The sequence below is a fragment of the Lysinibacillus sp. CNPSo 3705 genome, from assembly GCF_028674935.1.
GTDB lineage: Bacteria > Bacillota > Bacilli > Bacillales_A > Planococcaceae > Lysinibacillus.
Genome location: NZ_JAQZSD010000010.1, coordinates 16,671 through 30,342, shown reverse-complemented (window position 1 = coordinate 30,342; position 13,672 = coordinate 16,671). Strand labels below are relative to the sequence as shown.

Genomic DNA, 13,672 nt, shown 5'->3' with positions numbered 1-13,672 from the left:
ATGATCACCTCTTTTCTTGATTATAGCACACAAATGTTCTGTAACGATTTAAAGCATTGTTAATGAACATCAGTAAGTCTGATATTAACGATAAAAAGCTGAAGATCATTAGTTTCCGCGATACTATTGACAATAGTTTGGATTTCGCTTTCTGTACTCTTTTCGAGTTTATCTAAATTATGTAATTGTATCGTTATTAGTTGATTGCTCGGAGATTCAATTAAGTAGCCGATTGTACTATCTGGAAAATAACCTGCTGCTCGTAACGCTACTATAATTTTTTGTGTAAAATTCGTACTTTGTAATTTTTCACCAATTTCTTCACTATAATTTGTATCGGGATTTTTTTGAATGGGTTTTTCATATGAAGGTTGATTATATTTTAGCAATGCTGCAGTTACTAACATCAAGGAAAATAAAATAAAAAGGCCTTTTATTAATCCTCTCATATGTTCTCTCCATTTCATCTTTTTTAATAGAATACGTTGATCATATTAAATAATATGAAATATTTGTTTTATAATCCTTATACTATTTGCCAGGCTAACATTTAGATGGCCTGGCAAAGAGACAACATTCACCTTAGTCGTTTATTCGTTTACGATTACTTTCACAACAGGTTCTAATTTTCCTACATATGCATCCCCAACATAATCAACATCTATTACTATAGCTCGTGGCACGAAACGTTGAATGCTTTCCAAAAGACGAGCGGTGTTGCGTCTTTTGACAAGCTGGAAAGGTGGAAGCGTGTCTAAATCTCTGTAAAAAGGGCAAGATATTACGAAAGTTGATAATATAAAAGCTACATTTTGTAATATTTCATCAACGCCTGTAGCATTAAAATCAATATTGCTTGTGGCGGTCACTTGATGTGTCATCCTATCAACCTTTCTTCTACGATACATGGAAAGATGTTAGTAATCTTTCTTAATATGAGCTTTTCATCGAAAAACGAGCACTTAGTTATTTATGCTAAATGCTCAAAGGTTATGAACAAAGCACACATTCTCTATTGTATGTATACAATTCAATGTATCGTTAAACAATTGCACAGGTGTCAGGTCCACATTCATCCCGCTTTTATCATTGGATTTCACATTAAAACAATATTTATCTTATTAGTGCGTAATAAATAACATAAAACCAACTTAAACAACCATGGATGATTGCCCAGATAATGGAATGATTTATACTCCAGGAAATAGTAATGGCCAACACGGAGCCAAAACTAATACCGCTCTTAATAACGGTTTTGTTTTCCATTTTCCTCACCTTCTTTACTTTTCTAATTTCAGAAGTTTGCCTCCTCATCTTTATTCCTCCTAATCACGTCATCAATGAACGTATGTTTGTAACATCTATCTTATGATTTATAATTTCACCGCTAATAAAAATCACAATGAACACGCCATTCATGTAGTTCTGGATTAAAAAAGAAATAGAAATTTCCATTATCGACGATATTGAAATATGCCTTCTCGTCTGAGGCAATCTGTAATACAAAGGGAAAGTCCTCACCGTAATCATGACCACTTTGACAAAAAGCTGGATAGCCACCTATTTTATGAATAGCGTATATTTCCTCTACAATATCATCGAAGTATTCAATATCCTCCTCGTGCTCTAAACTTAAAATTTCATCCTCCACATCAGATGGAATCCCACCTCCATCCCATGTCGGATAATCATTATCAATATGTTTTGGACTAAGCGGAAAAGCGCGAATACGGTCATGCTGCCAATTTTGCTGGATTAACCCTTCTATAGAGGTATATGCTCTTATCTCAAAAAAACGGCTAAGATCCTCTTCTATGAGGTGATCAAATATTTCATCATTGATAAATAATGTTAGCAGCTCAATATGCTTTAGTGACACAGGCACAAAAGAAAGATCCTTTAAAAATAAGGTCGCTAGTGGTTGAAACCTTTGTGGCCTCTGTTCCTCAGGTAAGGACCATCCAACATAGCCAATCCAGCTTTCTAGCAGGTCATATGTAGGTCTAAACCCACCTGTTTCAAAAATTGTTGCCTGTCTCACTAGCTGTGCCTTAATATTATCAATGTCCATTAGCAGATCCCTCACTTCGACAAATACAATCTACGACATGATCATTAACCATTCCTGTTGCCTGCATAAATGAATAGCAAATCGTACTGCCAACAAATTTAAAGCCGTCTTTTTTTAATTGCTTGCTCATTCGTTCACTAATTTCTGTTGTAGCAGGTACATCGGCTATGGACGACCATTCATTATTAATCGGCTGATGATCCACAAATCCCCAAATATACTTAGAGAAGGAGCCATATTTCTCTTGGATCCGTAGAAAGGCTTGAGCATTCGTACAACACTAGCAATTTTAAGCTTATTACGTACGATACGAGAATCCTGACGAAGCGCCTGTAGCTTGTCATCCGTATAGAGTATGATTTTCGAAGCATCAAATTGATCGAAAGCTGCCCGGTAGCCCTCTCGTTTTTGTAGAATTGTCCACCAGCTAAGTCCAGCTTGTGCTCCCTCTAAACAGAGCATCTCAAATAAATGCTGATCATCATAGACGGGAATACCCCATTCTTTATCATGATACTCAACATATAAAGGTTCATCTAACTTGACCCATTCGCATCTTTTCATTTCTATATCCTCCATTTTATGTATTCCTTTATCGCTCTTAGACAAAGCTAGCCTTTTTTATGTGTGTTCCTTTATTGTAACGGTTTTAAACCCAACACTTCCAAACAGCTACTTGATTTTAGGTTTTGTTTTATAGGCTTTCATATGATAATTAATTTTAGCTCTGAAATTATGATTCTTCTCATCGTCCTCCAATATTCTAAATACAACCTTCACAACATTTGCTATGTGCAACCAAAAACAGTTTGGAATCGTATCAAAAAAATAATCTGTTTATGAAATGCTTGAAACACTTGCTTTGGTCATGATCACTTTTCCATTTGATTTGTTTTTATGGAGTGTTTGACAGCCTGTACAAAAAAGTCTTTATCATAGATTTTACCACTTGGATTAATATTCGATAAGGATTGAAATGTTTTTCCGCCTCACAGCCAACAATTAACACAAGATCACCATCATTTATGTCTCCTGTTTCATTAGCCAAGCATTCATACCACTATGCTCCTTATTTGTATCATTATGCCTATGAATACTCTTTGGATTTAGCTTGTACAATGTATCGTTGGAAAAGCATCATTTCAAATTCCTCTTTGGTCATTTTCACTTTCAAAAATTTGTTCCGAACTAAGGATTAAGATGTCTTGTGTAGCTAACCTATTTAAAGCTGCTTCCTTACTTTGATCAGTAGCACCTGCGACTGCATCCCCCACAACAGTTACAGCAAAATTTCTAGCTAAAGCCCCTTCCACTGTAGCAGTTACACAGCCTTCTATAAAAACGCCCGTTACTATTAATTCGTGGATGCCATGATTGTTTAAATACTTCATTAAGCTAGGATTACTAAATGCATCCACTTTATTTTTTGAAAAATACACTCCCTCAGCTTTTAATAATCGTTTATCCATTTCCGCACCTTTACTTCCTTTTAATGCAGTGAATTTTCGTAAAAGGTTGGAAAGTATTTGCTTTCGCTCAAATTCATTCCTAATATAGAGGATAGGGACATTTGATTTTTCAGCTCTTCTTATCAGGTCATTAATGCCTTTTAAAATGGGCTCAATTTGATGCTTTGCCACAGGCATTCGGGCTTGATTTGTAATCATTTTGAATATCGAGTACCATTAACGCTTGCTTCAAAATATTAACCTCCCTGTATTTTTATATTTTTACGTTCTTAAAAAGCAAAAGGTTTCAATTTTTACCATTTTAAACAAAGGAGACTCAATATGATTAAACAAGCCACTAGAGAAGATGTTCAAACAGCATCAAATTTAGCACTACAACTCTGGCCAAATCATACGTTAGATGAATTTAACGAGGAAATGGCGCAACTAATAAATGCTGAAAACGCTACGATTTTCCTTGCATATGTGGATGATGAAGCAGTCGGTTTTGCACAATGTCAACTCCGAACAGATTATGTTGAAGGTACCCACTCAAGCCCGGTCGGCTATTTAGAAGGACTTTTCGTAAAAGAACAATATCGGCAGAAAGGCTTTGCAAAGCTTCTGATCGAGAGTTGTGAGCATTGGGCTAAACATAAAGGATGTCTACAATTCGCGAGTGATTGTGAAATACAAAATCTCGAAAGTCTAGCGGTCCATCTTAAATTAGGTTTCACCGAAGCAAACCGCATTATTTGTTTTACGAAGGAATTATAAAATGAGGTGATTCGAGTATATAGACAGTTAATAATGCAAAAAAGAAAAAAATCACAAGTGCTTTTTTACACACTTGTGATTAATATTTGTTCGATATATAAAGGAATTATAACAGGAACACAAACGTTAAAGTCCTTTTATTTTGGCTATTAAACGATATGTACTATTTATTAATTTAAATATGTATTGGCTGAAATGTTTCTTTCGCGCTCGTCCATTACTAGGTGGATAATAAATGCAAGTTGTTGCTCTATTCGCTCATTGTTAAGATACATAATGTTTGCAATTGCTTTTTTTTGTTTTTCTTCTAATCCTACCTTCTCAAGCAATAACATAATTTCTTCTTTCGAAAGCCCAAACATACTATTTTCACCTCCAATTAATGATTTATTATTTCATAATCATTATTCACTTTTTTCAAACGGCGAACTTATACAACCATTCCATGACCTATTTTCACTGATTATAGGATAACACATAGACTTAATTAATCCAAATTTTACTTTATTTTAATAAAATTCCAACCTCTATAAAAAATCATTATTATTCGATAATAACTTTCAGTGTAATGATTTTTAAAATTAATTAATTCTATTATAAAAATAACAACCCCATTTGTCGAATTTTAGTATTCTTCAGTACGGCTTATAAGTCTATATACGAAGGCATGTTTGAATGAATAAGGACAACAAATAAATTGCTCATTTTTTTAATACATTTTTATCTTTATTATACATCATCTGTCGTTTTACATTGCTTTTAGCTCACAAAAAAAGTAATTTCAAAATAATTGAAACTACTTACCCTTCTATTGTATTAGGTTAATTTACACTGTTTTGTTACGATTATTATCCGGGGCATTTATGTTAAATTTTTGTAAATTTTCAGCTGATATTTGTAATTTTACATCCAATTTTTGGATACTCACTATTTCTGTTTGATTTAATATAACATTCTTTGTCTTGTCACTAGTATTGACTGGCAAATTAACTATTCTCGACGTTGTATCAGTCTTCCATATTGTCTTGTTAGTATACCCTTCGATGAATAATTGGCTCTTCCCCTGTACAATAGCCGGTATTTTTACAGCCGTTAGATCTGTATACACCATCTCAAGTAAAGATTGATTGGACATCGCTAAAAATGGACGATCTGCTTTATCAATCGTACAATGCTCAATACGACCGATTGATTTATCAGACCAAACTATGGCATATTGACCTTCATAACAGTTGTTAAACTCACTATTCGCAACTTCAAAAATAGCATCAATACAAGTAATTGCATTTCCGCGAATGTGTTCAAACGTACAATTATCTGTAAAGAGTCGAGCATTATTTATATAGATATGATGACTTTCAAGCTCTTGAATACTTGTATTGTGCAGCGTAATTTTGGCGTGATCATTGCCATAAATACCACCTGCCTGCCCAAATTGGATCTTACACTGATTGAGCTTTAACCCGCTTGAGTCAATAATAAAGTGAAATTGTGGGTGTTCTTGGAGATCACACTCTGTCATCGATACATCGGCTTCGTTGACAATCGTAACGCCTGTCGCCTTTCCCTTATTTATCCTACATGTACGAAACTCCGCTTTACTATTTTCAATTAACAACTGACACTTCACATGACGCTGGATCTTACAATCATATATGATCGCCCTAGATTTCTCACCAACATATAGTCCGTTTCCTACTCCATCAGAAAAGATAGAATCTGTCACCATCAATTCACTTTGATGAACAACTAGTTGTGTGTCTTGATGATGCTTGATTTCACAGCCATCCATCGTTAGTTTCGAGCTATCAAATACTTGCACCCCTACATCTTTCCCTTGGTGAATAAGTGTATTGGTCATAGAAATTGAACTGCAGGCTGCTACAATTTGTGCCTTTTTATGTCCATGAATTTCACAATCCACTAGCTCCATTTTTACATCACGCATTGCATAAATGCCATTCGTTTGCCCTTCTAACAGCATACAATTAGTTAAAGCGATTTCACTATTTTGCACATTAATTTGAGCTTTAACATGATGCTGGATCGTTGAATCCACTAGAATAACGCTTGAGCCATTATCAATACTTAAACCAATATGATTGATTGGACTTGCAAAAATATCGACATTTTTCATCATTAAACTACCGAAGCTTACGGTCACTTGTGTCTGCACCATTTGTTGCTCAATGACACAGTTTTCTAACTGTAAATCTCCCTTTACATAAATACCCTGCCCTTGAGTAAAACGCAAGTTTCGCATATTTACAAGTGTCTGATAGCGGATAAACACGCCACCTTTAATGGTCACATTCCCCACTCCATAAAGTGTCAGCCTTTTGGAAATTTCGAAGCTTTCTTCATATATCCCATCCCGGATTTCAATGAAATCCCCCGGCTCTGCCTCTTGAATCGCCTGCCCAATACTTTGGTATCGGTGCATAATACTTCTCTTTACAACAAGTGTCGCCATCTCTACACTCCTATGTCGCTTTTCTTTTATTTATATCCCCATTGAACTTCCTATTATTCAATTTTGTACAAATAATTTACAATCGATTCTGTTATAGAGCGTAGACTTTTTTCTATTTCATCCGCTAAAGCACACAATAAAAAACCAGCAATTAAACGATTTTCTCGTCATTGCTGGTTGAACGGATTTTAAATTTTCGATGCAGCTACTTTAAATGCAAGTCCAAAATTACAACAGACATAATTACAATTTAAATTTCCTAACAAGGTCGTTTAAACTCTCTGCCATTTGTGCTAAATTGGCTGAACTATTATTGATTTCATCCATAGAGCTGGCTGCTTGTTCGATTGTTGCAGAAGTTTGCTGTATGCCTGCAGCGGATTGCTCCGAGACAGCGGCAATTTCGTCCACCGATTTATTAATATTGACAGTGCTTTGTACTACGTCTTCTAGCTTTGTCGTCATGCTGTCAATGTTTGCTGACATTGAGTAAACAGCTTCTGCAATGTGGCTGAATGTTTCATTTGTGGAAGCAATTTGAGTTGTGCCTTTTTCAACCTCTTCGTAGCCATTTTCCAGTGAAGATGTCACCCTGTTTGAATCTTGTTGAATTTTTTGTACGATGCCTGTGATATCGTCAACCGAGACGGCTACTTGTTCGGCAAGTTTACGAACCTCATCTGCAACGACCGCAAATCCTTTACCATTTTCTCCAGCTCGAGCCGCTTCGATCGCTGCATTAAGTGCCAGTAAATTCGTTTGTGCAGCAATACCCTGTATCACTGCCACGATTTTGGAAATGTCCTGAGTTTGTTTACTTAGTTCGTCCACCTTATGAACTGCATCCTTCACAATATGATGAATGGATGTCATTTGCTCAGTAGATGCGTCCATTAAATTTTGGCCCTCTTTCGTTAAAGCCATCACATTTTGGGAATATTGCTGAACATCCGTACTGCTATTATTGACATCTGTTATCTTTAAGGTGAATTCTGTCATTGTTGTAGCTACATCTGATGCATTACTTGCCTGCACTTCTGTACCACTCGCGATTTCAGTGACTGTGTCAACAATTTGTGCCGTACCCGTTTTCACCTCTGTCGCTGATTGCATAAGCTCCTCACTATGTGCAGCTACATCATTAGACACAGTTTGAATTTGTTTTAATAAACGGTTCAAAATATCAGACATCGTATTCGTTGCTTCTGTAAGCCTTCCTACTTCATCTTTGGAATTCACCACAAGTGCAGGCTCACTTAAATCACCTTCCGTAATTCGTTGCATACGATTTGTCACAGCGATGATTGGTCTAGAAATGATTCGAGCACTTAATAATGCAATCACCATGGATACGATAACAATGACAATACCGACGATTATACCTGTAAGCTGCTTAGTCTCACCTGCACTGACAATGTCTGCACCAGTCGCATTAATCGATTGCTTACGATGCTCTGCTAACCCCTCAAAGCCTTCCCGTATTTCCGTTGCCTTATTACTCATAGTTGCTAAATTTTTCGTCGCTTGTTCAATTTGGCCTTGATCATAAACAGTAAATACTTCTTTTTCAACATAACGGCTCCATTCTTTAGCCATTTCCGCAAATTCGTTGAAATCACCTGTCTCTGATATTACTAAACGTTGCTTCTCATTCTCATCCGCACGCTTCACATTATCTTCAAAAATTTTCTTATACTTTTCATCACCAGAAAGTATATAGCCTCTAGCTGCGGCAATTCTTAGCCCTATCGTCTGAGCTTCCTCATAATCTGTAATTAGTAATTGCATTTCTTCATCAATAATTCGTTCTGTTGCGCTGTTGCTTTGGTGGACTGCGTAAAAATTGTAACCAATGTATAAAATTACTACCGCTACTACAATGCTGAAGGAAAAAACGATTCTTTTACTAATTGACTTAAAATTCATTTCAAATTCTCCTTACTTTCCAAATGCAATCTAATGTGCATTGTTATAATTTGCACACCATTAGTAATTTAACACTCTTGATCCAGGTTTGGATTGATTTGGAATTTTACCTAGATTAAATGAAATAACTAGTTGAATTTCATGTAATTTTCAGCGGATAATAATTCCCATAATTTTCAGACATATAGACTATCTAAAAATCTACACAACAGGACTTTTGACACACAAAAGGAACAGCCTCAAAAGTAGACTGTTCCTTCTATTTAAATATTAATCCCAATAATTAAACATAACATCTCCGATTGTTTTACTATCAAAGTGTGAAATGTATTTCCATTCCACCTCCGATAAACTGTGCAACTCCTTATCCTGCATCAACAATGTGTTTAGTGTATCAGCAGTAAGGCATTTACGCATCGGAAAATATTTGTGTAATTCAGCTTTTGTTAAAAATTGAAAGCTTAGCTCTTCATCAAATTTAGCAAATGCAATATAAGGCATTAGCCTATGATGAATTATCGTCAAACGCTCATCTCCCAGTTGAATTACCGCTTGCATATAAACAACATGAGGATGATCAATAAACTGTAAAGCTTTTGCTCGTTGTTCACTTGTAACTAAATGATAAACCATCGACTGGAAAGATCGCATATCCTGTTCAATAAGATGGTCTGCATCAAAACCTGAAATCCCTTTCGTTAATCGCAACGAATCACCCCTTTATAATTATATCTATATGACCTTCTAGCAAAGATAGGCAGATTCCTTCAATAAAAATCTATTTTCTTGTTATTTGATAGTTAATTTCTAAAAAAGGTAGACCGAAAATACGCATCTTGTGCACAGCCGTTAGCGTTGTTTCATCTTGTGCCTTTATCTTAAAATGCTCCTGTAAAGGTAGTTGAAATAAAAAACGGTTAATAGCTAAATAAATCCCAGCATCTCCATCGTGATTACTCGTTAAATATAAAGCACCATTATCTTCATATACATATAACACCCCTATCATTGTTGAAAAAGGCAGTGGAAGTGCAATATTCATATAGGTGGTTTGTCCTGTTGTATGTTTTGAATAGATTGCGACAAAGGTTGTTTGTTTTTCTATTTTACGAATCCATGCGCGTGGAGCTGGACGTCCATCGTGCAGCTCATCTACTTTAACAACCTTTCCTGTCATCTCAATTTGCTTACTGGAGAAGGGTAAATTCAGCTGTTGCATGAAGCGACTTAAGCTTTGATAAATTAAAGCAAACGGTTTAAACCAGGTTTTCCACTTTATAGATGCCATTAAACGATACTGATTTGTTTCTTCATAAAAATGTGGAATGATGTGTGGTAGCTTTGTCGTATCCACAAAGTCACTTAGCGCATCGACTAAACCTGGGTGCGGGTCTTTTCGTTCTCGCAATTTCCCCCTAATTTGGCTTACTGGAAAATGGAATGGTTGAAATTTAGTTTCGGGAATAGCTATAGCCCAAGCTAGCACCCCTACACTACCGAAGAAAATACCATTCATAAATCCATGAAATGTGAGCATTTCTGGTATCCCTACATAGCCAAATGCATACATAAATGACCATATTATCGTGATACATAGTGCCCCGTAGGAAATGCGTAACAGTAAACCTTGTCCACGAGGAAGTTTCGTTTTGAAAGCAAGGAAAAATAAACTATAAATCGCAGCGATATAAAGAATCACTGAAATAATTTCAATTATTGTAGAGAACGTTATACCAATTGCTACAAGAAGTGGGCCTGTCAATAATATAACAACGACTGCATTGTACCATCTACTCTTATGTATTCGCCCAAAAAGACCTATAGAAATAGCTAATAAACAAGCTGAATAATGAAAATGGATGGCTGTTAACCACGTTATTAACGATGAAAAACCTGTATCGATGTTTGCGATAAAAGCAAAAAACCATAGTCCACCAATCCATATATAAATAAGCCCCACGTCAATTGATATCTCCGCTATGTTTGTAAAGCCTCGCTGTAAAAATCGCTTCATACCTTGTATAGCTAGAAACGCCGTATAAAAAACATAAATAAGTACGAGAACGATCGCTATCCAACCTTCAGACCAATGTAACAACGTAATAGCAAACATCATCGCAACAATAATAGCGTCGCCGGCTTTGTTAAAGGAAATGATCATTTTCACCATCGCTGGAACAAAGATCAGCTGTGCAACTGTGAGTAGCAACATATATTCAGGCTGCGGGCTAAACAAATAACAAACGACCGACAGCATAAGCCCTAATAGTAGGACAGGACTACATAGATTGTTGCGTAAATTCACCAGCATACATCATCAGCCTCCCTATTATTGGATTATGAATGGACACATGAATGGTAAACACATTCCTTTTGTCATCAAATCCTTCCTCGACGATAACACGCCCCTCTAATATTTTGGGTATTGAACATTCTATTTTAGAAACGACAAATCGTTGGACTCCGGAGCGAATAACCAATTTCCCCTCACCTGTCACCGCAAAATGCAAATCTGAATAAAAAAGAGCTGGTGATCCTAAGTAATCCTTGACTATTTTTCGGATTGGATCAATCGTCATTCTCGCATCAAAATGTCTAGTGCTGTTTGAAAAATGGAAAGTACGCTCCCATAACACCTCGAGTTCCCCATTTGGTAATACACGACAAGTATTACAAATTGAGAACGGAACATCGTCGCCTGATTCAGGAAATAGGAATCTAGTTTTGGTAGCTATCGCATAAAAAGGACGCAGCCACTTTGCACCAGATTCAATTTTATGCATCACACCAGTAGCATAAAAAGGCTGATCTACAGGTAACATATAACGCTTCTGTAGCATTGGATGGAGTCTAGAAAAGCCCTCACCTAATAAAGTTTGATAAATCGTCATGCTGTTCCTCCTCGCTTTCGTTTACAGCTTTTGGCACTCGGCATATCTTTACTTAAAATCAACCCGATAATAGACAATACCCACAATGCTACATTAAGTGTTACAGGATTAAATGGAGCAAATGCAATCGTTTTATCCGCTAGAACGGCACCCAATGTTAAAATTGGAAATAGCAATATTTGCACGCCAAACAATAAACGCTTTCCTCTAGGCAATAACCAACAAAGTGCAAAGATGATCTCTGCAAGGCCAATCCAGTTTACGATTTGGCTAGTGTTACTCTTAGGTGACTCTGCAAGTTTTTGCATTGTTGTAGATTTGTTCGCTACAACAGATCCGCTCGGCTCTACGCCCGATCCATTCAACTGACTATAATCCCCGCCTAATAATTCCTCAATCATCATCACCTCAGTAGGATGTTGTACGATAATTTTCGGTACAAGACCGTGGTACAACCACACAAAACAAAAAAGCACACTAATAAGCATTGTTAATAAGAAGCGACGATACTGAGAAAAAGGATTTTCTCCTTTTTCAAGCCATCTTTTTAAAACATCGAAACTAAGAGCTGTAGCCCAGCCCATTACGGGACGAAACACAGCATCAAATAATTTCCCTAGTTTCCCGTAGCGAACATCATAATCATACTGAGTTAAAAATGTGAGCCCCTTGCCGTTAGGAATGTATTTCCAGTAACCTTTCCCCTCTGCAATTGGAGATATTTTTTGGGGTGTGCCAAAATGTAACGAGGATGTTTTCGTGCCATCTTTTTTATGATGCTCTCCTTTACTCTCACCCCAGCCACTAACTGATATGCCCGGCATCACCTTCGTTTCATAGGTAAAGCGCTGAGCTTCTTCAGGAGATTTTTTATCGATATATGTAATAGCAGTAAAACGTAAATCCCATTGCTCATGCAGCTTAGGGTTTTGGCTATAATTCCAAGCCTCATTGATGGGTGCTCGTATATCCACCTCCACATAAATAGGCTTTTTCTTCATCTTTATATCCTCCTTCAAACAAGCTTATTGGTTATTTTAGTTTCCTTTCTATAATCCTCCATAACCACTACTCTATTAATGGTATTATAGCAATAAATTAATTTTTAACCATAAATTGGACTTTACCCATTTAATCGGAACAATACCATAACATAGGGTTGATTTCCGTTCCTACTGAGCGCTTTCGCTCTGATAAAACTTTATTGCTGCTGCTACGTTAGCACTACACCTTTTGCACCGAAAACATCCGCTTCGCTCCAGGGTCTTGGGCTAACACGATGTTGGTCACTAAAGCGTTATCACAGGTTTAGCCTTCGTTCCCCTATCGCTAATCCCCAAGGAGGAGCCAAGTCGGAACGAAGATCAACTGATATGCATTGTATAGTCTTTAACAAAAGTAATATCCTGTTTTCGGAAATGGACCATTAAATTCCTATAAAATAAAAAAAGTTGAATCGAAATGATCGTTTGCCAAGTCTAATAGTCGGAAGGAGGCGTTTTTCATTACTACAAAGCAAGAATCATTAGTACAGTTAGCACAAAACGGAGATGAGCAAGCTTTTTATCAGCTTATTGAGCAGGAGCAACATAAGTTATATCGAATGGCTTATGTTTATGTCCAAAATGAAAATGACGCCGTAGAAGTTTTTCAACAGACAATTATCCGTGCATATGAGGGCTTACCTAAATTAAACGACCCTCAATATTTTTCTACCTGGTTAACGCGCATTATTATAAATTGCTGTAAAACCTATCTTGCCAAGAAAAACTCGGTACAGCTTGTTGAACCACATACATTAGAAGATCTCAATAGTACTTCACCTACATATATCGAAGAAGAACTTGATCTATGGCATTCTCTCTGCGAGCTAGAGGAAAAATACAAAACGGTTTTACTATTACGTTTTTATCAAGACTACTCGGTAAAAGATATTGCAGCGATTTTACAATATCCTGAGGGCACTGTGAAAACGCATATTCGCCGAGGCTTACAAGCTTTACGACAACAATTAAAGGGGGCATATATAGATGAATGGGTTCAATCCGTTGAAAGGAGTTATTAATGCGATTCCGATCCCCGAAGG

The 13,672-nt window shown here is 36.5% G+C and carries 14 protein-coding genes and 1 pseudogene; 2 read left to right on the top strand and 13 right to left on the bottom strand.

What is annotated here, in order from left to right:
* Positions 1-59: 59 nt before the first annotated feature.
* The 6 genes and pseudogenes from PVA17_RS06515 to PVA17_RS06490 all read right to left on the bottom strand — a co-directional run bounded on the left by PVA17_RS06515 (position 60) and on the right by PVA17_RS06490 (position 3,738).
* Positions 60-449, bottom strand: a complete 390-nt coding sequence (locus PVA17_RS06515; protein ID WP_274067209.1) for a hypothetical protein — start codon at positions 447-449, stop codon at positions 60-62.
* Positions 450-590: 141 nt separating this feature from the next.
* Positions 591-881: a hypothetical protein gene (locus PVA17_RS06510; RefSeq protein WP_274067208.1), complete on the bottom strand. Its 291-nt coding sequence runs from the start codon at positions 879-881 to the stop codon at positions 591-593.
* A gap of 232 nt (positions 882-1,113) precedes the next feature.
* Positions 1,114-1,314, bottom strand: a complete 201-nt coding sequence (locus PVA17_RS06505) for a hypothetical protein (protein ID WP_274067207.1) — start codon at positions 1,312-1,314, stop codon at positions 1,114-1,116.
* Positions 1,315-1,387: 73 nt separating this feature from the next.
* A complete protein-coding gene (locus PVA17_RS06500) occupies positions 1,388-2,071 on the bottom strand; it encodes a DUF1963 domain-containing protein (protein ID WP_274067206.1) in 684 nt (227 codons plus the stop codon).
* A pseudogene (locus tag PVA17_RS06495) lies at positions 2,061-2,635 on the bottom strand (DNA-3-methyladenine glycosylase I). Before PVA17_RS06495 ends, PVA17_RS06500 begins: the two are co-directional and overlap by 11 nt.
* A 578-nt stretch (positions 2,636-3,213) precedes the next feature.
* Positions 3,214-3,738: a cysteine hydrolase family protein gene (locus tag PVA17_RS06490; protein WP_274067205.1), complete on the bottom strand. Its 525-nt coding sequence runs from the start codon at positions 3,736-3,738 to the stop codon at positions 3,214-3,216.
* Between the two features lie 123 nt (positions 3,739-3,861).
* Here PVA17_RS06490 and aac(6') point away from each other — a divergent pair, with 123 nt between their 5' ends.
* Positions 3,862-4,296: an aminoglycoside 6'-N-acetyltransferase gene (gene aac(6') / locus PVA17_RS06485; RefSeq protein WP_132358403.1), complete on the top strand. Its 435-nt coding sequence runs from the start codon at positions 3,862-3,864 to the stop codon at positions 4,294-4,296.
* A 170-nt stretch (positions 4,297-4,466) separates the two neighbouring features.
* On the opposite strand, the gene PVA17_RS06480 is transcribed toward aac(6'), so the two are convergent.
* From PVA17_RS06480 to PVA17_RS06450, 7 genes are all read right to left on the bottom strand, one after another.
* Complete coding sequence (locus tag PVA17_RS06480) at positions 4,467-4,658, bottom strand: hypothetical protein (protein WP_132358405.1); 192 nt, start codon at positions 4,656-4,658, stop codon at positions 4,467-4,469.
* A gap of 464 nt (positions 4,659-5,122) precedes the next feature.
* The gene (locus PVA17_RS06475; RefSeq protein WP_132358407.1) at positions 5,123-6,769 is read right to left on the bottom strand and encodes a right-handed parallel beta-helix repeat-containing protein; all 1,647 of its coding nucleotides are present in this window, start codon (positions 6,767-6,769) and stop codon (positions 5,123-5,125) included.
* Between the two features lie 243 nt (positions 6,770-7,012).
* The gene (locus PVA17_RS06470; protein ID WP_132358409.1) at positions 7,013-8,695 is read right to left on the bottom strand and encodes a methyl-accepting chemotaxis protein; all 1,683 of its coding nucleotides are present in this window, start codon (positions 8,693-8,695) and stop codon (positions 7,013-7,015) included.
* A gap of 270 nt (positions 8,696-8,965) precedes the next feature.
* A complete protein-coding gene (locus tag PVA17_RS06465) occupies positions 8,966-9,403 on the bottom strand; it encodes a hypothetical protein (RefSeq protein ID WP_132358411.1) in 438 nt (145 codons plus the stop codon).
* 70 nt (positions 9,404-9,473) lie between these two features.
* Complete coding sequence (locus tag PVA17_RS06460) at positions 9,474-11,006, bottom strand: YndJ family protein (protein ID WP_274067204.1); 1,533 nt, start codon at positions 11,004-11,006, stop codon at positions 9,474-9,476.
* A complete protein-coding gene (locus tag PVA17_RS06455) occupies positions 10,975-11,586 on the bottom strand; it encodes a DUF4166 domain-containing protein (protein ID WP_274067203.1) in 612 nt (203 codons plus the stop codon). Before PVA17_RS06455 ends, PVA17_RS06460 begins: the two co-directional genes overlap by 32 nt.
* The gene (locus PVA17_RS06450) at positions 11,583-12,587 is read right to left on the bottom strand and encodes a DoxX-like family protein (RefSeq protein WP_132358417.1); all 1,005 of its coding nucleotides are present in this window, start codon (positions 12,585-12,587) and stop codon (positions 11,583-11,585) included. Before PVA17_RS06450 ends, PVA17_RS06455 begins: the two co-directional genes overlap by 4 nt.
* Before the next feature lie 602 nt (positions 12,588-13,189).
* On the opposite strand from PVA17_RS06450, the gene PVA17_RS06445 reads away from it, so the two are divergent.
* Positions 13,190-13,651 (top strand): sigma-70 family RNA polymerase sigma factor, encoded by a 462-nt coding sequence (locus PVA17_RS06445; protein ID WP_483308008.1) that lies wholly within the window; start codon positions 13,190-13,192, stop codon positions 13,649-13,651.
* The last annotated feature ends 21 nt before the right edge of the window (positions 13,652-13,672 follow it).